The organism is Cysteiniphilum sp. JM-1 (assembly GCF_008711525.1).
Lineage (GTDB): Bacteria > Pseudomonadota > Gammaproteobacteria > Francisellales > Francisellaceae > Caedibacter.
The window spans coordinates 101,934-123,939 of record NZ_VXKS01000001.1; the positions used below are offsets into that span (position 1 = coordinate 101,934).

Here is a 22,006-nt window from a genome sequence, read left to right on the forward strand (position 1 = left end):
AGCATGTTAAAGATTTTTGATAAGCTTGACAAACAAAATGCTTGGGTTTTATTGTTTAACGTATCTGCATGAGCGCTGCCTCTACATACTTCTTATATTCCGGATGTGCCAAGTTAAATTGCTCGAGCATGATTGCTTGAACTTCTTTTGTCGCATGCACTAATCCGCCGGCGATATTATGTGCTAACTGCTGCTTCTGTGCTTCACTCATCAATTGGAATAAATCACCCGCTTGTGAGTAATTATCCTCAGCTTGCGCATCATAATAACCAATATCTCCAGATTCTCTTAATGGTGGCTCTTGATATTGAGGCGCTTCAGTTGGAGCACTGGTTTGTTGGTTAGGATAAAAGTTCACATCACTATTTTGCGAGATATCTAAGCCCGTGCCTGCCATCGCACCATCACGTTGATAATTATGCATTGGGCATTTTGGCGCGTTAACAGGTAAATGATGCGCGTTAACGCCAACTCGATATCGATGTGCATCTTGATAGGCTAGCAGTCTTGCCTGCAACATTTTATCAGGAGATGCACCCGTACCAGGTACGAGATTACTTGGCGCAAAAGTTGATTGCTCAACTTCGGCAAAATAATTATCAACATTGCGATTTAACTCAAGCACACCAATCTTTTGTAATGGGAAATCAGCATGTGGCCAGACTTTGGTTAAATCAAATGGATTAATATGATAATTCTGCGCCTCTTGTTCTGTCATTACCTGAATTTTGACATCCCACTTTGGAAAATCACCCTTGGCAATAGCATCAAAAAGATCTTTCTGCGCACCAAACCCAGGCATTTTAGCCGCTTCTTCATCGGTTAGATTCTCTATACCTTGCTGGGTTTTAAAATGCCATTTGACCCAAAAACGTTGACCTTTAGCATTATACAAACTTAAGGTATGTGAGCCAAACATATGCATATGGCGATAGCTCTTAGGAATACCACGATCAGACATTAAAATCGTCATTTGATGTAACGATTGTGGATTCTTGGACCAGAACTCATACATCGCTGCGGGATCTGGTAAGTTGGTCTGTGGGTTTTTCTTTTGTGAATGGATAAAATCTGGAAATTTACTGGGATCTCTTAGGAAAAATACTGGTGTATTATTACCGACGATATCGTAATTGCCTTGCTTGGTATAAAACTTAATTGCGGTACCTCTTGGATCACGTGCATAATCACTTGAATCCTGACCGCCACCAACCGTGGAGAAGCGGATAAATACCTCTGTTTGTTTACCCTTGCCCTGTAAAAAATCGGCAATGCTTAAATGTGACAAATCTTCTTCCAAAGTAAATACACCATAGGCACCAGAGCCACGTGCATGTACAACACGCTCAGGAATACGCTCACGATTAAAATGCGCAAGCTTCTCAAATAACCTGAAATTATCAAAGGTTAACGAGCCACGCTCACCAGCACTGATACTGGTATTATCATTGGGCACCGGTGCGCCATTATTGGTTGTTAAATACTTCTTGTCCATCTTGAACTCTCCTTATTGTGGTTATGCAACTTGTTGAAATTTTTATACTTTCAATCTTATCTCCACCTCTCTCTTATGAGAAATATATTATATTTTTATTTTTAATATATTTTATTTATCATTATGCAATACTAAAAATCTAATCAACTGATAACGCTCCTTGCTACTTTTAAACCGATCCTTAAATAACCACAGCTTTAAACGCTTCTCCTGTGCACATTGGCATTCTAAATATAACGTTCCTGCAATCATAATGCTACGGCGAACGGTCACATCGTTATGCCACTGAGCGCCATAGTGCAGATTAATTTTACGTGTATGCGCAGTTTCAACTAAAATAATTTCGTTTAATTGCCTACTCGATAAATAATGTAATAACATGCCAATAAAGGCAATAACCCATAGTATAAAAGCGCTATAAAAAAGCGCTGCATGTAAGAGCTCAAAAATGATAACAAGACAAAAGCCAAATAATAAGATGATGACGACAAGCTGGATGAAAGATCGTTTTAATGCCACTTTCACCGTCGTCATTGATTTACTCTACTGTTTTCAATGTGGTTACAGTCAACTTGGTGGTTTCTTTGGTTGACTTACAAAACGTCTCTTTAATCAAGAAAATACTAATTAATACACCAATAGCTATCACAGAAATAATTAATAAAAAGCCATGCTGATAATTAGTAATACTTAAAGCGTGCCCTTTTGACAAATAGGCAAGTACCCCGCCAATCAAAGGCGCCATCAAAGAGGTTACAAGCATAATCATCGCATTATTAAGACCCAAGCCTGCTGCTAGATAGTTGTTGTTGCATTGCTCCGCCATAATCGCAAAACCAATACTCTGACCACTGGCACCAATACCAAGACCAAAAAAGGCAATACTAATGACGACAATATTGACCGGAAAATAGGTAATGCATAAAACCGACAACACACAAACAACTGCGGCAAACACCATCATGCGTTTACGCTTACTGGTGCGATCTGAGATAAAGCCCAAAAGTGGGCAGCCAATGGCATAACCCAACCATGATAGCGTTAACATATAAGATGACACACCCGAGCTAAAGCCATGCAACATCAAAAATGCTTTACCACTATTTTCAGAGAAATATTCTATGGCGAAATACACACATGCTGAATAACAGGCAATATACCAAACCTGACGTTGACGCATCAGCTGCCAAAGATTGACTTGCAATCGCTCTTGGCGCTTTAAAATACGAAAGCTTCCCGTGTAATCGGTATTATTGCGAACGATGAGAAGCACAATAATCGCAATCACAATACCAATTGCACCTAACGCATAAAAAATATAACGCCATGGCAGCTCAGAGTGCGATGATAAGCTATTTAAAGGACCTGCTGCCAACATGGGTCCCATCGTGCCTATGAATTGCGATAAGCCAATAAACAATGCAATATGTTTGCGTGGCATCCAGTCATATACAGCCACTAACAAACAGATAAAGCCGAAAGATGAACCAAGCCCCATTAATACTCGAAAGACAAAAGCACTATCAAAGCCAAAGCTCATGCCAAAACCAGTAACTGCCAATGCACAGAAAAATACGGCAACGAATAATGCCTTTTTTAAGCCTAAGCGATCGGTAATAATACCTACTGGAATTTGCATAATGCCATAAACCAGCTGGTAAGCGGTTGAGCTTAAGATGGCAAATGTCACAAGATTTAAATTAAGATCTTGAATAATAGGATGCTCAAATGTGCCCAAAATCGTTCTAAGTAAAAACTCATACATGAAGAATAACGCACACACCAACCAAATGATCGTGCCGATAAAACTCATTTTTTGATTTTGACTCATATTATTCGTCAACCTCAGGTTTATTCTCTTCCCATTCCTCTAGAATTTCCTCAGCCTTTTGGTTATCAATAAAAGACGCCACCTTAAAGATAGAAACGCCCTCTTGAATCAATGGTGAGCGATTAATCCCAACAATCACCCCGTCAAGATCTGATTTAATTACTGTTGCATTCTCATTGCTAAATGGATCTGTCAGGCGCCCAATTTTATCACCTTTCTTGATCGACTCACCCAATGCCACTTCACTATGCAAGACACCGGATGATGATGAAATAAGCCAATCATCATCCTTTGAGAATACCGGTGTCACACTATCATCGATCTCACCACTGAGCATCCCAAGTTTGCACATCACATTTTTAATACCATCTAAACCAACCTGAATCGCCGTTTGGTCAAAACGTTGTGCCTCGCCTGCTTCATACACTAGCAAAGGAATATTCAAACTCTCTGCCGTGACACGAATACCGCTTTGCTTAGTCTCAACCTCAGTAATCACTGGCGCTTGGAATGCTTTGGCTAATTTCTTCGCCTCGACATTATCAAAGCTGCAATACACTTGTGGCAAAATCTCATGGTTTAGCGAGCCCGTATTTAACTCAATACAGCAATCGATCTGTGTCAATATTTCTTTGGTAAAGATATGTGCAATACGCTCACCAAAACTGCCATGTTCATCGCCTGGGAAGCAAGCACTTAGTCTCACACCACTTGGCGTTGGCTTGGGGAAATGCGACAAACCATAAACATTCAAAACTGGAATAGCGATCAATGTCCCCTGCAGTTCATCAGCAGAGATGTCATCATATAATTGATTAGCAATTTCCAACCCATTAAATTCATTACCATCGACCATTGCAAAGACTAATAGTTTACGTCCATTTTGTTTGCCATTGATGACTTTAATTGGCATATACATTGGCGAGCATGAATACTGCTCAGGCAAGGGCAATGCCAATGTCGCTTTCTCACCAGGGTGGACACTGGCATCACAAATTTTGAAACTACTATTTTTCATTTTTTATTACTGACCTTGTTTGTTTTATTTTAATCTCAACAGCAACTTGGATCCTATAAAAGACCCTAAATATTACATAACTGAAATCATTGAAAATCATCTAGAAAGAGTATAGCTATTATTGACATAAGCTAAACAGTAAAACACATAAATTTTTACTTTTTTAATATAAAAAGAGCATTAAATCGCCTAGATTTTTTCACATAGACCATCATATTGCCCAAGATTATTATGACGCATAACAGTCTTTAGAATCGTCGCATATTCGTCACCTTTTAAACCTGAATAAGACTGCAAATAATCTGCTAAGTCATAGCCATTTAACATAATTAACTGCGCTCGTTGCTCTCTGAACTCAGCATAGGGCGCCAAAGTATTAAGCACTCGATAATAATCTGCAATGCCAGCACTCACATCCGTAAATTTACTGACTTCATCAATCACTCCTGATGTTGGATATTTAGGTGCAATACCACAACCTTGTGAGAAGCAATGTAATCCGAAATAATTCTTACCATGCACCGCAAAACGCGAGCCACCCCAATTACTCTCAACAATTGCCTGCGCCAAGGTCAAGCTTTCAGGGATAATATTCACCCTTAACAATAGATGATTAATCAAACTGCTATCATTCTTTGCGTAAGCTTGTAGCGCATAAACATCTGCCAACTTGTTTAAACGTACTTTATCTTGACGAGTAACACTAGGCTTTGATTCTAATGCTAATAAAAAGTCTCGATCTTTGAGAATCTGTCGGTTGATCGGACACATCTTAGTAAGCATCATATTAATAAATGCTTGCTTTGGCAATCGCAGCGCTTGTGAAATAGATAAGTCATTATCCTCAAGGTTATTCATCTGCACAATGCAGCCAGATGAAACACCAATACGATGAGCAATCCTATCAATCGCATCACCCTTTAATACCAAATACTTATAAGCACTATCATAACTACAACTTGGTGGCAAATTCAGTGTTGTTAAAACGTCATGCTTATTAGTATCTGTATTTCTTTCCGCGTGTATTTGCTGTTTTTGCGTTTTTTGCTCTTTTTGCACCACTGAATAACTTGATGAATCTGGCATATTATTTGCTGTTGTGCACGCGCTTAAAAGCACAACCATAAATATAATGCTGTTACTTTTAATACTTCTAATACTATTTATTCTTGCCATCTCTTTTCTCTTTACATGCTATGCGGACATTTTACCGCTTAGAGTATAGTCGCCTTAGACTTATTCCGCTTTTATTTCTGTGCGTTTTGGCTCTTTTATCAGGAAAACCAATAGCAATGAAATGCTAATACATATTGGAATAACGATATAAGCACCACGAAAACTTAATGATTGCTCAAGCATGCCAAAGCCAATCTGTGCTAAGGCTCCGCCGCCCATAATAATTAAAGATCCTAATGATGTTGCTGAGGCAGCAATCTCTGTTGGGTTTGACTCAGCAATAACAGGATAACCAATATTTTGCGCTGCAGTTAACGCACCGATAAAAAAGAAGATCACAATCAGCGCATGATAGCCAAGATTTGCATTAAGCAATAACAAAGTTACTACCAATGAGAGACTCGCCCCCAGCAACATAAAAGGCTTGCGTGAGCGATAATAATCTGAAAGTTTATTCCATAAAGGTCCACCAATCATATAGCCAATACTAATGATCCCCGCTATCATTGCCGCGTCTTGTGCGCTGATGCTAAAGCTATGCCTTAAAAACGCCTGCCCAAAACTAAACTCCAGAATCATCACAGGGAAATTCATTAGTGAAATATAAAGTGCCGCTAACCAGTTTTGTTTTTTGTTCACCACATAACGTAAATTTTTAAACGCACGCCAAATTGACTGCTGTGCTTTATTGTTTTCTTGATGTTGCTCATTTTGCTGAGCTCTCTGTGGCTTCTTTTGAATCAGTAGTAATGCCAAAGCAATAATCACAAGCCCCATCACAATATTAGTGATCTGCACGACCTGCCCAGAGCCAGAATATACCAACAGCGCATGCCCACCGGCATTTCCTAAGTAACTTCCTAAAAAGGCGATCGTAATCGCCATACTGATGGGGAAGCCGACTCGCCCATGCTCAAACCAGCTCGTTGCCACACGTACACATGACAATAAGGTAAAAGCACCGCCAAATCCGACTAATAGCATACAGGCGTAAGCAATAAACTGATTACTGACAAATGTCATGATTGCCACACCAATCAACATTACAATAAGTGCCGACACAATTACTCTTTTGCTATTGTAACGATCCAAAATCATGCCTGCTGGAATAAACATAAGCACATTACCAATCAGATACATCGACGTAAATAAACCATATGAACCGATTTGGTAACGCGCAATATAATAGTCAATCATCGTATTATTAAGTGATAACTGAATAAACCAATAAAAAAAGAAAAGTGCTGCGGCAAACATCGAAAGCCACGCACGTAATGAGTCATTTGTATTTTTATGCATTTTAAGATGCGAGATAAAATTAATTTGCGCCGACTTTACCGTGATATTTTAAGATGTCAAGCGCCTTGCTTTCTAGGATCGACTTTGCTAGGATGCACATGCTTTTATTACAGCATGAGCTTAATGAAGTTTCTGCAAGGGGTGTCCGAGTGGGCGAATTAGTCCCCCGAGCAGCGACTGAGCTGCGAGCTAATGAGCGCCTGTAGCAGGAGCGAAAGGCCGGGTTACTTAACAAGATCACGATGATCGAGTTTAGTAACAAATCAACCACGAGTTGAACAAGTTAATTTTCTGGAGGGGTGTCCGAGTGGGCGAATTAGACCCTCGAGCAGCGACTGAGCTGCGAGCTAATGAGCGCCTGTAGCAGGAGCGAAAGGCCGGGTTACTTAACAAGATCACGATGATCGAGTTTAGTAACAAATCAACCACGAGTTGAACAAGTTAATTTTCTGGAGGGGTGTCCGAGTGGTTGAAGGAGCACGCCTGGAAAGCGTGTATACGTTAACGCGTATCGAGAGTTCGAATCTCTTCCCCTCCGCCAGAATAGACTAAAACTAGATATTCATCCACAAGTGCTCATCGTACCCTGAGCGTAAGTCGAAGGGTAAGCTAGAGAAAACCACTTCATAGAGGCTTCGACTTACGCTCAGCCAACGCTTACACAATCAAGGTGGGCAGCAATATAATCATAACCCCATAATCAATTATCTCGACAGCACTCAAATCCCTATTAAAACAGTAAATACATTAAATCTTGAGATACAAAACAAAATACTTATATTAAATACACGATTTATGCATAAATGTTCCATTTATTTTGGAATAATTGAGGAAAAATGATGGTGGTCGCTACTGGACTCGAACCAGTGACCCCTACCATGTCAAGGTAGTACTCTAACCAGACTGAGCTAAGCGACCAATGAGCGGAGATTATAATTCGTTTATAGAAAATCACAAGCCCATTTCGTGATTTTCTGCCAACTTTAATAATTAAGCGCTAACAGGCTCTTTTGCCAAGTTATTGATAACCTGATTAAGTGTAGCACTTGGGCGCATTATTTTTTCAATTTTCTGCGCATTCGGATGATAATAACCACCGATATCAACGGCAACACCTTGCGCGTCATTAAGTTCAGCAACAATCTTAGCTTCATTGTCTTGAAGCGCTGCTGCTACAGGTTTAAAGACATGCGCCAATTGCGCATCTTGTGTTTGCTTGGCTAAACTTTCTGCCCAGTACATCGCCAGATAAAAATGACTACCACGATTATCAAGCTCACCGACTTTACGTGATGGTGATTTATTTTTATCCAAAAACTTAGCATTTGCCTGATCTAGCGCGTCGGCTAATACACGCACTTTGCCATCATTTGTTTTATTGGCTAAATCATCTAAAGAGGCAGCTAATGCAAGGAACTCACCTAATGAATCCCAACGCAGATGGTTCTCAGCTACTAATTGCTGTACATGCTTAGGCGCTGAACCACCGGCACCTGTTTCATACAGTCCACCACCGGCTAGTAATGGCACAATCGATAACATCTTAGCACTAGTACCTAATTCCAATATTGGGAACAAATCCGTTAGATAGTCACGCAACACATTACCTGTTGCTGAGATCACATCTTTACCAGCTTTGATCGCTTTAAGTGAAAAGCGCGTCGCATCAACAGGTGACATGATATGTATTTCAAGACCATTGGTGTCGTGATTTTTAAGATATGTTTTTACCTTAGCAATCAAATTAGCATCATGCGCGCGCTTTTCATCTAGCCAGAACACAACAGGTGTGTTGGTGATGCGCGCACGTGATACTGCAAGTTTCACCCAGTCTTCAATCGCAACATCTTTGGTCTGACACATACGCCAGATATCACCCTTTTCAACATCATGTGCTAATAGCGTATTACCATTAGCATCGATAACACTAACTTTACCATCAGCCGTGATTTCAAAGGTCTTATCATGTGAGCCGTATTCTTCTGCTTTTTTTGCCATTAAACCGACATTGGCAACACTACCCATTGTTGTTGGATCAAAAGCGCCATGTTCTTTACAAAAATCAATTGTTTCTTGATAAACACCAGCATATGAACGATCAGGAATCATCGCCTTAGTATCATGCAATTTGCCATCACGCCCCCACATCTTGCCAGAAGAGCGGATCATCGCCGGCATGGATGCATCAATAATGACATCATTTGGCACATGTAAGTTGGTAATGCCTTTATCAGAATCAACCATCGCAAGCTCAACGCGCGTCTTATAAACATTCTCAAGATCTTGTTTAATCGCAGCTTGCTCAGATTCTGGCAAACTCTTAATCTTGGCATAAACATCGCCAATACCATTATTGGGATTCACACCAAGCTTGGCAAAAACATCTGCATATTTGTTAAAGACATCTTGGTAATAAATACTCACTGCATGTCCAAAAATAATTGGATCAGACACTTTCATCATTGTTGCTTTCATATGTAGTGACAACAATACGTCATCTTTTTGCGCTAGATCAATTTGTTCAGCAAAAAATGCTCTTAAGGCTTTAACCGACATTTTAGAGGCATCAATGACTTCTCCCTTTAATAATGGGAAATCTGACTTAAGTGTTTCACTTTGTCCTGCTTTATCGGTAAATACAATTTTCACTTTGGTATCATCAGCGATAACAGTTGATACTTCGCTACCATAAAAATCATCACCTGACATATGTGCGACATGTGATTTAGAGCCTTTATCCCACGCACCCATTGAGTGCGGATGTTTTTTGGCATATTCTTTTACCGCCTTAGCCACACGGCGGTCTGAATTTCCTTCGCGCAATACCGGATTAACGGCACTGCCTAGCACTTTAGCATAACGCGCTTTTGTTTCTTTTTCTTCAGCTGTTTTGGCATCAACTGGATAATCAGGAATCGGATATCCTTGTGCTTGCAACTCAGCAATTGCCGCTTGCAATTGCGGGATTGATGCACTGATATTTGGCAGCTTGATGATGTTGGCATTTGGTGTTTTAGCTAATTCGCCTAAAATAGCTAACTCATCTTCATGACGCTGTTCTGTTGTTAATGACTCTGGGAAATGCGCAAGTATTCTTGCTGCAAGTGAGATATCTTTTGTTTCAACATCTATACCACAAGGCTTAGTAAACGCTTCAATAATCGGCAGTAATGAATAAGTTGCCAGCATTGGCGCTTCATCTGTATGGGTATAAATTAGCTTTGTTGAGCTCATGCTTATGTCCTCTTATATTGTGGATATCAATCAGTGATTGCTACATTAAATTCGCGCCTTATCATAACAAAATATATGCTTGACGCCTATCTTATGTTTGACGCAATTGAATATCTTGCTATAATCGCCATGGATTGTAGATATTAATTCTCTTTAAATTTTCGTTAAATCAATTACTCGATTAAGGATATAACAAACCATGGCTCGTCCAGGCATTTCTTACGAAGATATACTCGAAGCGATTACCAAGCTAGAAGCAGAAGGCATGACTCCTAGCATAAATAATGTTCGTGATACAGTTGGTCGCGGCAGCCCAACGACTATCAGTAAATTTTTAAAACAGTGGCGTGAAGAGCGTGCAACTGATCAAACAGCCGCACAACCGGCAACCACAAAGAACACAGAAGATACTATGCAACCTATCTCAGAAAACACCGCGACTGCAAAAATAAAAGCAGCAAAAACTCTTAAAGAAAAGCCTCAAGCAAAAGCAATAGTTAGCGACAAACCGTCAGCTGTAACTGGCACAATGAAGGCACAAGACCCAATAATTCAAGCACTTCTTACGAGCTCTCACGCATTAAGCAGTGATATTCTTAGCAGCATGTCTGATGAGTGGAGCATGATTTTAAACGAAAGCAACCCTGAGCTTAAAGTGCGTAAGCTATATGCCGCTTTAGTTAAAGAGCAAACTCGTCGCGAATCAGCCGAGCAAGTTGCTAAAGAAGCGCGTATTTATGCAGAAACACTAAAAGAGCAAACAACTCAGCGTATTTCAGACTTGCGTGATGCTTTAGAAGGGCAAATTGCTTTTTTAAATGGACAAATTCGTCAATTGAAGCGCGAATCCGAGCAAACACTTGAGTACTATCGCAAACAGCTTGAAAAATCAAATAATGCATTAGCTGAGAAAAAGCGTTCATAAACTAACTTACGATCTCAATAAGCGTTTATCAAATCTAAAATCTGTTAACTTAATCTCTTTAATCTTGGCAAAGTCTTGATGCAAGGGGCTAATATAAGTCAATTATTCAAGGACATTGGGTGTATATCATAGTAGAATGCGACCTTTATAAAAAACTTCTTATATTTATGTTATTACAACGTGTTAATCGCTTTTTAATGCCCAATCAAGATGGCAAACACATGACCGACTTCTTATCCGGTGTCACTGTCGCTTTAGCCCTAATCCCTGAGGCTGTCGCCTTTGCTCTAGTGGCGGGCGTCAACCCCACTGTTGGCTTATATGCAGCCTTTATTATGTGCTTTATGACGGCGGTTTTTGGTGGCAGACCAGGCATGATCTCAGGTGCCACCGGTTCAATGGCAGTCGTTATGGTTTCGATTATGCTGCTTTTTCCTAATGACCCTATTACAGGTATGAATTACTTATTTGCCACTGTTATTCTCACGGGTATCATTCAAATTGTTATAGGACTTCTGGGCTTTGGTAAGTTTATTCGCATGCTACCGAAGTCGGTTATGGTTGGCTTTGTTAATGGTCTTGCTATTGTCATTTTCTTATCACAATTACAACAGTTCAAATACACGCCAACTGGACTAGATCATAAAGTTTGGTTACAAGGCATTGACTTATATGTGATGATTGGACTTGTCGTACTTGCTATGCTCATTACACATTTCTTACCCAAATTTACTAAAGCAATTCCATCGGCATTAACGGCAATTATCATTGTCACCGTAATTGCCTTATTTATCCCACTACCAGGTAATCACATCTTAAACGTTGGTGATATGATCGGCACTGGCAAAGACATTGTGAGCCACGCCTTTAGTATTCCACATATTCCATTTACTTGGCATGCACTGACGATTATTGTACCTTATGCACTCATTTTGGCTATTATTGGACTGTCTGAATCGTTAATGACATTAACCTTAATCGATGAAATCACCAAGACACGTGGTCGTGGTAACAAAGAGTGTATTGCCCAAGGTGCTGGCAATATTATCTCGGGCTTTTTCAAAGCTATGGGAGGATGTGCGATGATCGGTCAAAGCATGATCAATATCAGCTCTGGCGGGCGTGGACGCTTATCTGGCATTACTGCCGCTGTGTTTTTACTATTTTTTATCGTTGTCGCCATGCCATTGATTAAAATCATTCCATTAGCTGCACTTGTCGGGGTGATGTTTATGGTCGTGATTGAAACCTTTGAATGGGCAAGCTTCAAATTCATTCGCAAGATTCCTTTGCACGATGCATTTATCATTATCGTCGTAACCATTGTCACCGTGATGACGGATCTTGCGATTGCAGTTATTGTTGGCGTGATCTTAGCGTCCCTTGTCTTTGCGTGGCAAACTGCCAAAAACATCTATGCTGAAACTAAAATCAATACTGACGGCAGTAAAGAGTATATTCTGAATGGTCCTTTATTTTTCAGCTCAAGTACGCGCTTTAAAAGCCTCTTCACCCCAGCGAACGATCCTAGTGAAGTCATTATCGATTTCAAATACTCGCGTGTTAGTGATCACTCCGCCATTGACGCCATTGCTTATGTTGCCGAATGTTATAGCAACCTTGGCAAAAACTTACACTTAAGGCACTTAAGTCTGGAATGCAAAGAGCTCTTAGGCAAAGCCGGGAATCTCGTTGAAGTCAATGTCCTTGAGGATCCTGATTATCATGTTGCCACCGATAAACTTAGTTAATCATTATTCACCGTCATATTCTTTATTTTATTCTGATATAATTATCGGCAATTATTGTACTGAAGTACCAAGTCCATGCAAGACACTGAAAAAAAACGTATTATCATTGTTGACGACGATCTGATTATTCGCCAAGAATTAAAACATATTCTTGAACGTGAACAATACGACGTACAACACGCTGCTAATCCACCTGCAGCCGATGAAATTCTCACCTCTTTTGCTGCTGATTTGATGATTCTTGATTTAAATATGCCTGGATTTGAAAATGGCAAATACTATTGCCGCAGAATCTGTGAATCACTCAATATTCCCATCATTATCATTACTGCTTCTGATGATGAGATCGATGAAATTTTATCTTATGAACTGGGTGCTTTGCACTTTATGCATAAACCGTTTAATACCCGATTATTGATTGCCAAGATTCGCAATATTCTCTCAATTGCTTACAAGCCTAAGATACATACTGAGAAAAGTCTCTGGCGCATTGATAGCAAGACCTTCACACTCTCTCGCTATGATACTGAGCAAAGTATTAGCATTAATAAAAATGAATATCTCTTATTGAGTTATCTCAATGACAATCACAGTGAAGCAAAATCGCAGCATGATATTGCACAAGTGATTTATAACCGCCCGATTGCTGCCGATGATCGGATTATCTCAACCTTAATTTCGCGCTTGCGTCAAAAGCTTGAAAGTGTTGCCAGTGATGATCTAATTGTTTCCGTTCGTGGTATTGGTTATAGTTTAAAAAGCAACATCACGATTGATTAACCGATGATGAAGCTTAGAAAAAACTCACCAAACTTGAAATCTAGATTACGCTTTAATTTACTGTTATTCATTGCCTTTATTATCAATATCGTACTGATCAGTTATTTCTACACCAACACGTATATTGATCACAATGAGGATCAACGCGTTGAAGCGATTAACTTAATTAATTTGATTACTGAAATCGATCACTTGAAACTGTCCACCAAAGAAGAAAAATATCTAAAAAGTATTATTCCGCGTTTTAGTAATAATCGTGTAGTGGTTACGATTGCAGATAAGCCACAAATCAGCTCTGATTATATCTATAGTCATGATCTCCAAATCAACTCGCAACAAGTACATCACGTGCTTAGTAATATTCGTTTCTGGCGCAATAACATTATCTCGATTTACTCAAATGAGTTGAAAGAGTGGATTATTGTCTATTTGCCTGCGATTAGTTTCCCGTGGTTTGCCACAGCATTTGTATTGCTACAATTACTGGTAATGCTTTATTTACTTATCTATCTGATTAATGGGCGAAAGTTACTTCTGGCGATGAATAGGCTGTTTGAACTTGAACAAAAACATCAACTAAACTTACCTGCCATTCGTGGTAATTTTTTCACACAATCAAGCTTACATCTTTTGCATAAATCCGCACAATATATCGATAGTCTTATTGCCAAGATCCAAACATTAAACGAAGTCAAAATGAAAACTATGGCGACTTTAGCGCATGATATCAGAACGCCGCTCACACGCATTGATCTTATGTTATATCAGATTGAAGATGCCGGATTGAGAGAGCGCATTTTTGAGCAAATTGATGATATCGATCTTATCTTAAAAAATACGATTGATTATGCGAAACAAAAACATTTATCACACCCTAAAAGCACCATTGATTTATGCCAAATCGTTACTGACATTGTTCAGGATTATCAATCACATAATCCTAAGCGTATTCAAATCTCTGCCATTTATGATCGTTACTTTATTCATGGCTCACAAGTGGAGATGGAGCGCGCGCTGACAAATATCATTAATAATGCGTTAAAATATGGCAGCAAAGTACGCGTGCGACTCACACAATACAAAGATACGCTCACCATTGAGATCAGCGATGATGGGCCAGGCGTGCCATCTGCGCAATTAGCCGATATTTTTCTACCCTTTCAACAAGGTGATAATTCCTCCTCTAAAGGCAACGGTCTTGGCTTATCTATCGCTAAAGATATTATTGAAAGCCACGGTGGACGCATTGAGGCTAAAAATAATCAGCCTTGTGGGCTGTCAATTACGATTACCATTTAACGTCGGCTGAGCGTCAGTCGAAGCCATATGCTCATGTGCTCCCTTCGACATTGCTCAGGGAACGAGTGGATATATAATTTAACTGTCTTTTAACGTCTTAATCGCTATTTGATAGTGATAAACAAAATTCTCAAGCTTGACATCTGCATAGAGATCTTGCTGGTTCTGATAGTTAATCTGCATAACTAGCTGATCATTCAAATAAAACTTTCGCTGATTTTTATATGACTGCATTGTAATATCAGTTGTTTGTAGCATCTCATGAATAACCTTTGTTGGCGCATAGGTAAAAATAAAATCAACCAGACTTTGCTTAACCCCCATATCAGCATGCGGCATCGGCAGACTGCTACTATCAATAGAAGCCCCATCATAAACAAGCGAGAAGATCGATCCACCCCAACCTGCAGCAGCAACAATGACAATCTTTTGTTTTGATGCTTCCACTTCAACCTGTGCAACATAGGATTCTTTTTTGCCCTTGATGGTATATTGTGAGCTTAAAATTTGGGTCACATCAAAGTCTAGGTCAAGCTCAGTTGGCGTTGGCAATTTTAGCTTTTGTGATTTGAAAACCTCAACCTCTGGCGTATTTACTGCACGAGTTTGCAATAGTGCGCAGGATGATAGCAATACACAACCTATTAGCAGCATTAAGATATTACGAAAATAAGCTAAATCTCTCATCAGTAAATACTCGCTTGACCTTGTGGGCGCGACTTATAGCGCCGATGCTGCCACAAATATTGATCAGGGAAATCCGTAATCGCTTTCTCTAGAATATGATGATATCTTAACGCATCTTGATAATCATCGCCTGAGGGGAAGTTATCAAGTGCAGGTAATACATAGATATCATAACCCGATAGATCTGCCTTACGCGTATAATAGCACGGCACAACTTTTGCAGCTGTTTTCTCTGCCAACCACGAGGTTGCCACTAAGGTCGCACATTCTTTGCCAAAAAAAGGCACAAAGATACTACGCTCTGCACCAAAGTCTTGATCGGGGGCATACCAAACCGAGCCACCTTTTTTAAGTGCTTTGACAATGGATACGACATTTTTGCGCTGTAGACATTGGCTAACATAGGCTTCGCGCGATGTTGTCATCACTTGTTCAAACAGCGGATTCTTATGCTTTTGGTAAACAAGATAAAAGGGGCTGTAATGCTCACCAATAAAACGACCAATGACTTCCATACAAGTAAAGTGAGCTCCGAGCATTAAAGCCCCTTGCTTAGTATCATGATGTGCATCCTCAAAATGCTGCATACCATGGCTATCAAACTTAATCTTATTAAAACGTTTTTTTGGCATAAACCAAGCAATCGCCGTTTCAACCCCTGAGATACCAATGGATTCAAAGCATTTTTTGCATAGCTTCTCTAGCTCTTGTTCACTCTTATTGGGAAAAGCAATCTTTAGATTTGTTAATGTAATCTGTTTACGTCGCTTCAAAAAAGGATAAGTCATGCGCCCAAGAAGTGCGCCTACTTTCATCTGCCAGCGAAAGGGCAAATAGACAAAGCCGCGCAAAAAAAGAAAGGCAAGCTGCAAACCCCAGTACTTTGGGGCATAAAAACGTGATTTTTCTGTCATTGATTACCTTTATGGTGGTTAGCTAAAAAAAGCTTGGTTTAGCAAAAGATGCGCTGCAATACTAGCAAAGTATCCCAATAAAATCACTAAGCTCCACTTCAAATGCCCTAAAAAAGTATACTGACCATGCGCTTTGCCCATCACTGCGACACCCGCTGCAGAACCAATCGATAGCAAGCTGCCACCAATGCCTGTGGTTAAAGTCACCAACAGCCATTGCCCTTCGGTTAATGGCGGATGCATCGTTAGCACACCAAACATCACAGGGATATTATCAACAATAGCTGAGAGTAGCCCAATCAAAATATTCGCTTGTGTGATATGATCAAAAACTTGCGGCATCGCACTTGGCACATCGTGATATAGGAAGTTAGATAGCACTTCTAAATAACCCAAAGTTGCTAAGCCCTGAACTGCAAGTAAGATACCAAAGAAAAATAATAAGGTATCCCATTCAATCATTTGAATTTTTTGAAATACATCAAAATGCTCACGGGCTTTTTCCTTTAGAAAGAAGCCTAAAAACATCAAATAACCTAAACCTGTCATCATGCCTAATGCTGGCGGCAGATCTAACAGGTTCTGAAAAAGCACAGCAGTAATAACCGTTAAAACAAACATCACAATAACAATAATCGCACCTGATTTAAGTTTAACCTCTAACAAATCATGACTATGGTCATCACCTTTGGGCAGGAAGAAACTCATAATAGTTGCCGGAATAAGGAAACTCACCAATGCCGGAATAAATAAGGCAAAGAAATGCGTGAATGGTACAACCTCATCTTGCCATACCATCAAGGTGGTGATATCACCAAATGGACTAAAGGCACCACCAGCATTAGCCGCAACGACGATATTAATACAAGATAAACAGATAAACTTCGTCTGACCTTTGCCCACTGAAAGCACCACGGCACTTAGGATTAAGGCGGTTGTTAAATTATCAGCAAACGGTGAGATAAAAAATGCCAGAAGCCCGGTTAACCAAAAGATCCCTTTAAAGCGCAAGCCCATCTTAAGAAGAAGTGCTTTTAGCTTCTCAAAGACATTGTGCTCTTCAAGCACATGGATATAGGTCATTGCCACCAATAAGAACAATAAAAGCTCACCATATTCCAATAAGCCTTTATTTAAGCTTTGCTCAACGATCGCGCTTTGTCCATTGATCTTACCAATGATTGCCGTGAGCACCCAAATAATGCCTGCCGCTAAAATCACTGGTTTTGATTTCGCCAGATGGATAACATCTTCAAGCATCACCAAGATATAAGCAATAATAAAAACAGCTAATGCAATAAGTGCATATGGGCTTAATATCGCCTTCATCACTGTTGTTGATACTTCATTTGCATATAAAGCGCATGGCAGCATCAATATGAATAAATAGAAAACTCTGATCATTTTTCTCCCCCACCCTTAAAACAAAAAAGGCCGCAATTGCGACCTTTAAAGTGTTTAAACTAACTAATCAATCAGATTAGAAGTAAACTGTAGCATCCAGCATTACTGTATTGAATCTACCAATTTTTTCACCATATGATTTACCAGACATATAGTTATAAGAACCACCGATCCAAACAGTATCAACCACGTTATAACGCGTACCCACTTCAAACTGATATAAGTTGTTATCAGAGTTTTGCGCTACTTGGCTATATGATACATAAGGAACCATATCTTTGCCCGCTACTGGCATAGTGTAAGAAGAGTCTAAACTCCATGCTTTAACAGTAGAACCTGAGTCAAAGCCAATCAATGCAGGTAAAGCATTAAATCCAAAGGCAGAATAACCTGTAGAATCAGCTACTTTATTTGCAGGAATATTCGGCAAGTTTGTTGTAGAAGCGTTATACACAACAGAAGTTGAGTTCATACCATGAACACCTGAAGTTGTCACTAAGAACTCACCATTAACTGCAAGTCCCTGAACTTTAACACCTGCATTCAAGTCAAGCGCGCCAACCATTTTACTATCTTTGTTCGTAAAACCAGTGGCGTTAATATATCCAGCACCAGCATAGTAACTCATAGCCCCAGCAGCTCCATTGTACGAAGCGCTTAAAGCAAAGTCATTAACCTGATTGGCACTTGTTGCTTGAGAGTTAAGCATTGATTCGCCCAATCCATTCATCAATGTCACAGCAGCATTGATGCCATTTTGAGCAAACCCTGCCGCAACTTGCCCGCCATACGCCATAAAGTAAGCACGCGTTAATGTTGGCATAAAGTTAGTCACTGAATCAAATTTACCAAAGTCTACGACTTTTTTACCACCTACGAAGTAGAATGGTGATTTAGATAAATTACCCAAAATAAAATAAGCATTAGGCAATGTAACATTACTTGAACCAACATTTGTAACCTGAACATCAGCAAAACCAGTAACCCAATCACCAATGGTTGATGTAAATGCTAAATCAGCATACGGCATTTTAACGTTAGTGGCACTGTTGTTACCATAATTATAACCAGCCGTTAACGTTCCTGGAACATAGCTAAGTGGGGTGTTCCCACTTACATTGCCATACACACCATAAATCTCACCTTTACCACCAATATAGATAGCGTTAGGTGCTAGATCGCCAGACTTACGCGCATTAAGGATATCTAAAACAGAACCAGTGACTTGCTGGTTGTTTAGCATTTGTTGTGAATAGCTTGCATCTGTACGCACGTTGACGATACCGCCACCGCTTTGTACTTGATCATTCATTGAACCTGCTGCGAAAGCTGAAGCGCTTGCAGTTGCAGCAACCGCTGCTACGATCATCTTAAGTTTCATAGTTTCTCCTCAACTGTTTTAAAACTTACATTTTTATTAAAAAATGATTCCTTTTTTGTTGGCTTCTTTGCCATCGAAAGACTACACACCGACAAAGGTATCACTTTATTTTAAATTTTCAAGCAAATCATAGATTTTTTTATAAAAAATTACAAAGATTCAGCATTTTCTGCTAAATAAGCAGCAACACCTTGCGGTGACGCCTTCATGCCTTTGTCACCTTCTTTCCAGCCGGCAGGGCATACTTCACCGTGTTCTTCAAAGAATTGTAATGCTTGAACCATACGCACTAGCTCGTCCATATTACGACCTAATGGCAGATCATTAACGACTTGATGTCTAACAACACCGTCTTTGTCAATTAAGAATGTACCACGGAAAGCAATCCCTGCTTCGGGGTGCTCAACACCATAGGCTTTAACAATACTATGGTTCATATCAGCAATCATCGTGTATTTAACCGCACCAATACCACCATCATTCACTGGGGTATTGCGCCATGCATTGTGTGTGAAGTGTGAATCAATCGATACTGCAAATACTTCAACACCTAGCTTTTTAAGCTCATCAACACGCTTATCAAGTGCGATTAACTCAGATGGGCAAACAAACGTAAAATCAAGCGGGTAAAAAACAACCGCTGCATACTTGCCATCACGCGCTTTTTCAAAGCTTAATGCATCTACAATTTCACCATTTGCTAGCACTGCTGGCGCTGTGAATTCAGGCGCTTTGCGTCCTACTAATACCGTCATGATTATCTCCTTAAGGGTTTGTAATTTCATAAATTGACAACAATTTAGTGCGCAAAAGTTTGCTAAAGCCTGCTAATTATGTCAATAATGACACAGCAGAATTTAACAAATTTTGGAAATAATTTTATGATTTATATTCACCCCAAAACCCAAGCCTTAATTTTTGACTGTGATGGCACCATCGCCGATACAATGGTGATTCATAACGAGGCATGGCATACCATCGCTCAGCGCTATCGTTTCAATTTAAGTGCTGACGAGCTTGCTCATTATAATGGCATCCCTACTTTACAAATATTACAAATGTTAACAACCAGTGAAGATAAGAAGCGTTTTGATTTACATAAAATGGTCCACGAAAAAGAAAACCTCGCTGAGGAAAAGATGGATCGCGTAATTGCTATCCAACCGGTGCTTAATTTGATTAATCGTTATCACCAAAAATTGCCGATGGTGGTCATCTCTGGTGGCATGCGTCGAAATGTGGTCAAAACACTCGAAGCACTTGATATTGCTAATCATTTTGAATTTATCATCACCGCTGATGATGATCACCCGACCAAGGACACTCCTGAAGCTTTTACTTTAATTGCTGACAGACTGGGTGTTGATCATGATAAATGCCATGTCTTTGAGGATGGCAAACCAGGACTTATCAATGCGGTTAAAGCCAATATGATGGTAACTGATATCAGAACGTTTTACCCTTAGCAATAAAAGGTAAGTTTCGCTATTTTCACCTCGCCCTTTGTGGGATCGCTCGTGCGGCTTATGCTGTACGGGTGAAGGGGAAGCAATTAAGATATTGACGACTTAGCCACACTGAAAAATGCAACTAAAGCAATAACACATACATAAACAACCACATAAGCAATATTCGCCAAATCGATTGCTAAGCATTGCGCAACCAAGGGTGCCGCGCCACCAAAGATAGCAACGGATATGCTCCACGCAACCCCCATGCCGGTATAGCGAATATTAACAGGGAAAATATCGACCAGATAGCGAAACATGCTTCCTGTAACTAAGATATTGCTTATTGCATATACAACTTGCGCGCACAGCGCCAAATATACACTTGAGAAACCTGACAAATAGAATAAAGCAGGCACAGTAATGACACTGCTTAAAAGCCCTGATTTCAACATTTTTTGTGTACCTAATCGATCTGCCAACAATGCTGCTATTGGTGTCAACACTGTCACAGTCGCTACACCAAAAGTTGCAGCCCAGTGCGCGTTTTCACTACTTAAAAACCCTCGCTGAATGACAAAAGATACCCACCATAGATTACAAATATAGATATACACGCCAACAAATGCCGCGATAAAAAAGCATTGTATCAGCTGATTTGTATACCCTTTAAATGCTTTGATGCCATTAAAGAATGCTTTATTTACTCTAACGCTTTCAAACTCAGGACTCTCAGTCGTGCTTATCCGAAAATAAAGTCCAATTAAACAGCCGACAAACCCCAAATAAAATGGCACACGCCAAAACCATTCCGGCATCATCGGCAATGAAACGATTGATGCCATTGCCGCCCCCAACATCATACCCAAGGCGGCAGCAAAGCTCACCCAACTCACCGCAAGATTTTTAAAGCCACCATGGTAATGCTCGGCGACAAAAATCGCAGCCCCTGTAAACTCACCTGACACTGAAATGCCTTGGATAATCCGCAAGAAAAGTAACATCAACGGTGCGGCAACACCAATACTTTGATAACTTGGCAAAAGCCCAATGCATAAAGTTGCTAAACCCATCAGAATAAGACTTAAGGATAAGGCTTTTTTGCGCCCGAATTTATCGCCGATGATGCCAAAAATAATTGAGCCAAAAGGTCGCGCTAAATAGCTTGCAGCAAAGATACATAAACTAAACAACATCGCATAAGGCGTATCTTCTGGGAAAAATAAATGGGCGAACTTAAACGCTAAATAACCATAAAAGCTAAACTCCGCCCATTCGACAAATGTACCAATCGCCGACGCGATAATGACTTTATTTTTTGATTGCATTACGATAACCCTCGCCCTTTAAACGCAAGGATTATG

General features: G+C 39.9%; 18 protein-coding genes and 2 tRNA genes. 6 read left to right on the forward strand and 14 right to left on the reverse strand.

Going from position 1 to position 22,006, the window contains the following annotated elements; all coding sequences use genetic code 11:
• Window positions 1–55 precede the first annotated feature (55 nt).
• From F3D68_RS00435 to F3D68_RS00460, 6 genes are all read right to left on the reverse strand, one after another.
• Window positions 56–1,495, reverse strand: a complete 1,440-nt coding sequence (locus F3D68_RS00435) for a catalase (protein ID WP_151192581.1) — start codon at window positions 1,493–1,495, stop codon at window positions 56–58.
• 111 nt (window positions 1,496–1,606) lie between these two features.
• Entirely contained in the window at window positions 1,607–2,029 is a 423-nt protein-coding gene (locus tag F3D68_RS00440; RefSeq protein ID WP_151192582.1) for a hypothetical protein, read from the reverse strand.
• A 4-nt stretch (window positions 2,030–2,033) separates the two neighbouring features.
• Window positions 2,034–3,326 (reverse strand): MFS transporter, encoded by a 1,293-nt coding sequence (locus F3D68_RS00445; protein ID WP_151192583.1) that lies wholly within the window; start codon window positions 3,324–3,326, stop codon window positions 2,034–2,036.
• 1 nt (window position 3,327) lies between these two features.
• Window positions 3,328–4,344, reverse strand: a complete 1,017-nt coding sequence (locus tag F3D68_RS00450) for a succinylglutamate desuccinylase/aspartoacylase family protein (protein WP_151192584.1) — start codon at window positions 4,342–4,344, stop codon at window positions 3,328–3,330.
• Window positions 4,345–4,533: 189 nt separating this feature from the next.
• The gene (locus F3D68_RS00455) at window positions 4,534–5,520 is read right to left on the reverse strand and encodes a glucosaminidase domain-containing protein (protein ID WP_151192585.1); all 987 of its coding nucleotides are present in this window, start codon (window positions 5,518–5,520) and stop codon (window positions 4,534–4,536) included.
• Between the two features lie 60 nt (window positions 5,521–5,580).
• Entirely contained in the window at window positions 5,581–6,819 is a 1,239-nt protein-coding gene (locus tag F3D68_RS00460) for an MFS transporter (RefSeq protein ID WP_151192586.1), read from the reverse strand.
• A gap of 451 nt (window positions 6,820–7,270) precedes the next feature.
• Here F3D68_RS00460 and F3D68_RS00465 point away from each other — a divergent pair.
• Window positions 7,271–7,360: transfer RNA gene (locus tag F3D68_RS00465), tRNA-Ser, on the forward strand.
• 299 nt (window positions 7,361–7,659) lie between these two features.
• On the opposite strand, the gene F3D68_RS00470 is transcribed toward F3D68_RS00465, so the two are convergent.
• Both F3D68_RS00470 and F3D68_RS00475 read right to left on the reverse strand, forming a co-directional pair.
• Window positions 7,660–7,737, reverse strand: a tRNA-Val gene (locus F3D68_RS00470).
• Window positions 7,738–7,809: 72 nt separating this feature from the next.
• Window positions 7,810–10,053 (reverse strand): NADP-dependent isocitrate dehydrogenase, encoded by a 2,244-nt coding sequence (locus F3D68_RS00475; RefSeq protein ID WP_151192587.1) that lies wholly within the window; start codon window positions 10,051–10,053, stop codon window positions 7,810–7,812.
• Between the two features lie 199 nt (window positions 10,054–10,252).
• Between F3D68_RS00475 and F3D68_RS00480 the strand changes: the two genes are divergently transcribed.
• From F3D68_RS00480 to F3D68_RS00495, 4 genes are all read left to right on the forward strand, one after another.
• Window positions 10,253–10,978: a DNA-binding protein gene (locus F3D68_RS00480; protein ID WP_151192588.1), complete on the forward strand. Its 726-nt coding sequence runs from the start codon at window positions 10,253–10,255 to the stop codon at window positions 10,976–10,978.
• A 167-nt stretch (window positions 10,979–11,145) separates the two neighbouring features.
• Complete coding sequence (locus F3D68_RS00485) at window positions 11,146–12,729, forward strand: SulP family inorganic anion transporter (protein WP_411954532.1); 1,584 nt, start codon at window positions 11,146–11,148, stop codon at window positions 12,727–12,729.
• 75 nt (window positions 12,730–12,804) lie between these two features.
• Entirely contained in the window at window positions 12,805–13,509 is a 705-nt protein-coding gene (locus F3D68_RS00490) for a response regulator transcription factor (protein WP_151192589.1), read from the forward strand.
• Between the two features lie 3 nt (window positions 13,510–13,512).
• On the forward strand, window positions 13,513–14,808 hold the full coding sequence (locus tag F3D68_RS00495) for a sensor histidine kinase (RefSeq protein WP_151192590.1): 1,296 nt from the start codon (window positions 13,513–13,515) through the stop codon (window positions 14,806–14,808).
• Window positions 14,809–14,886: 78 nt separating this feature from the next.
• Here the strand turns inward: F3D68_RS00495 and F3D68_RS00500 are convergent, their stop codons facing one another.
• From F3D68_RS00500 to F3D68_RS00520, 5 genes are all read right to left on the reverse strand, one after another.
• On the reverse strand, window positions 14,887–15,495 hold the full coding sequence (locus tag F3D68_RS00500; RefSeq protein WP_151192591.1) for a DUF3261 domain-containing protein: 609 nt from the start codon (window positions 15,493–15,495) through the stop codon (window positions 14,887–14,889).
• Entirely contained in the window at window positions 15,495–16,409 is a 915-nt protein-coding gene (locus F3D68_RS00505; RefSeq protein ID WP_151192592.1) for a lysophospholipid acyltransferase family protein, read from the reverse strand. The genes F3D68_RS00500 and F3D68_RS00505 overlap by 1 nt, the downstream gene beginning before the upstream one ends.
• An 18-nt stretch (window positions 16,410–16,427) precedes the next feature.
• A complete protein-coding gene (gene nhaD / locus F3D68_RS00510) occupies window positions 16,428–17,813 on the reverse strand; it encodes a sodium:proton antiporter NhaD (protein WP_224728189.1) in 1,386 nt (461 codons plus the stop codon).
• 76 nt (window positions 17,814–17,889) lie between these two features.
• A complete protein-coding gene (locus tag F3D68_RS00515; RefSeq protein ID WP_151192593.1) occupies window positions 17,890–19,194 on the reverse strand; it encodes an LbtU family siderophore porin in 1,305 nt (434 codons plus the stop codon).
• 149 nt (window positions 19,195–19,343) lie between these two features.
• Window positions 19,344–19,949, reverse strand: a complete 606-nt coding sequence (locus F3D68_RS00520) for a peroxiredoxin (protein ID WP_117003514.1) — start codon at window positions 19,947–19,949, stop codon at window positions 19,344–19,346.
• Window positions 19,950–20,075: 126 nt separating this feature from the next.
• Here F3D68_RS00520 and F3D68_RS00525 point away from each other — a divergent pair, with 126 nt between their 5' ends.
• Window positions 20,076–20,660, forward strand: a complete 585-nt coding sequence (locus tag F3D68_RS00525) for an HAD family hydrolase (RefSeq protein ID WP_191092637.1) — start codon at window positions 20,076–20,078, stop codon at window positions 20,658–20,660.
• 86 nt (window positions 20,661–20,746) lie between these two features.
• On the opposite strand, the gene F3D68_RS00530 is transcribed toward F3D68_RS00525, so the two are convergent.
• Window positions 20,747–21,970 carry an MFS transporter gene (locus F3D68_RS00530; protein WP_151192595.1) on the reverse strand — a complete coding sequence of 408 codons (1,224 nt, stop codon included), beginning with the start codon at window positions 21,968–21,970 and terminating at the stop codon, window positions 20,747–20,749.
• Window positions 21,971–22,006 lie beyond the last annotated feature (36 nt).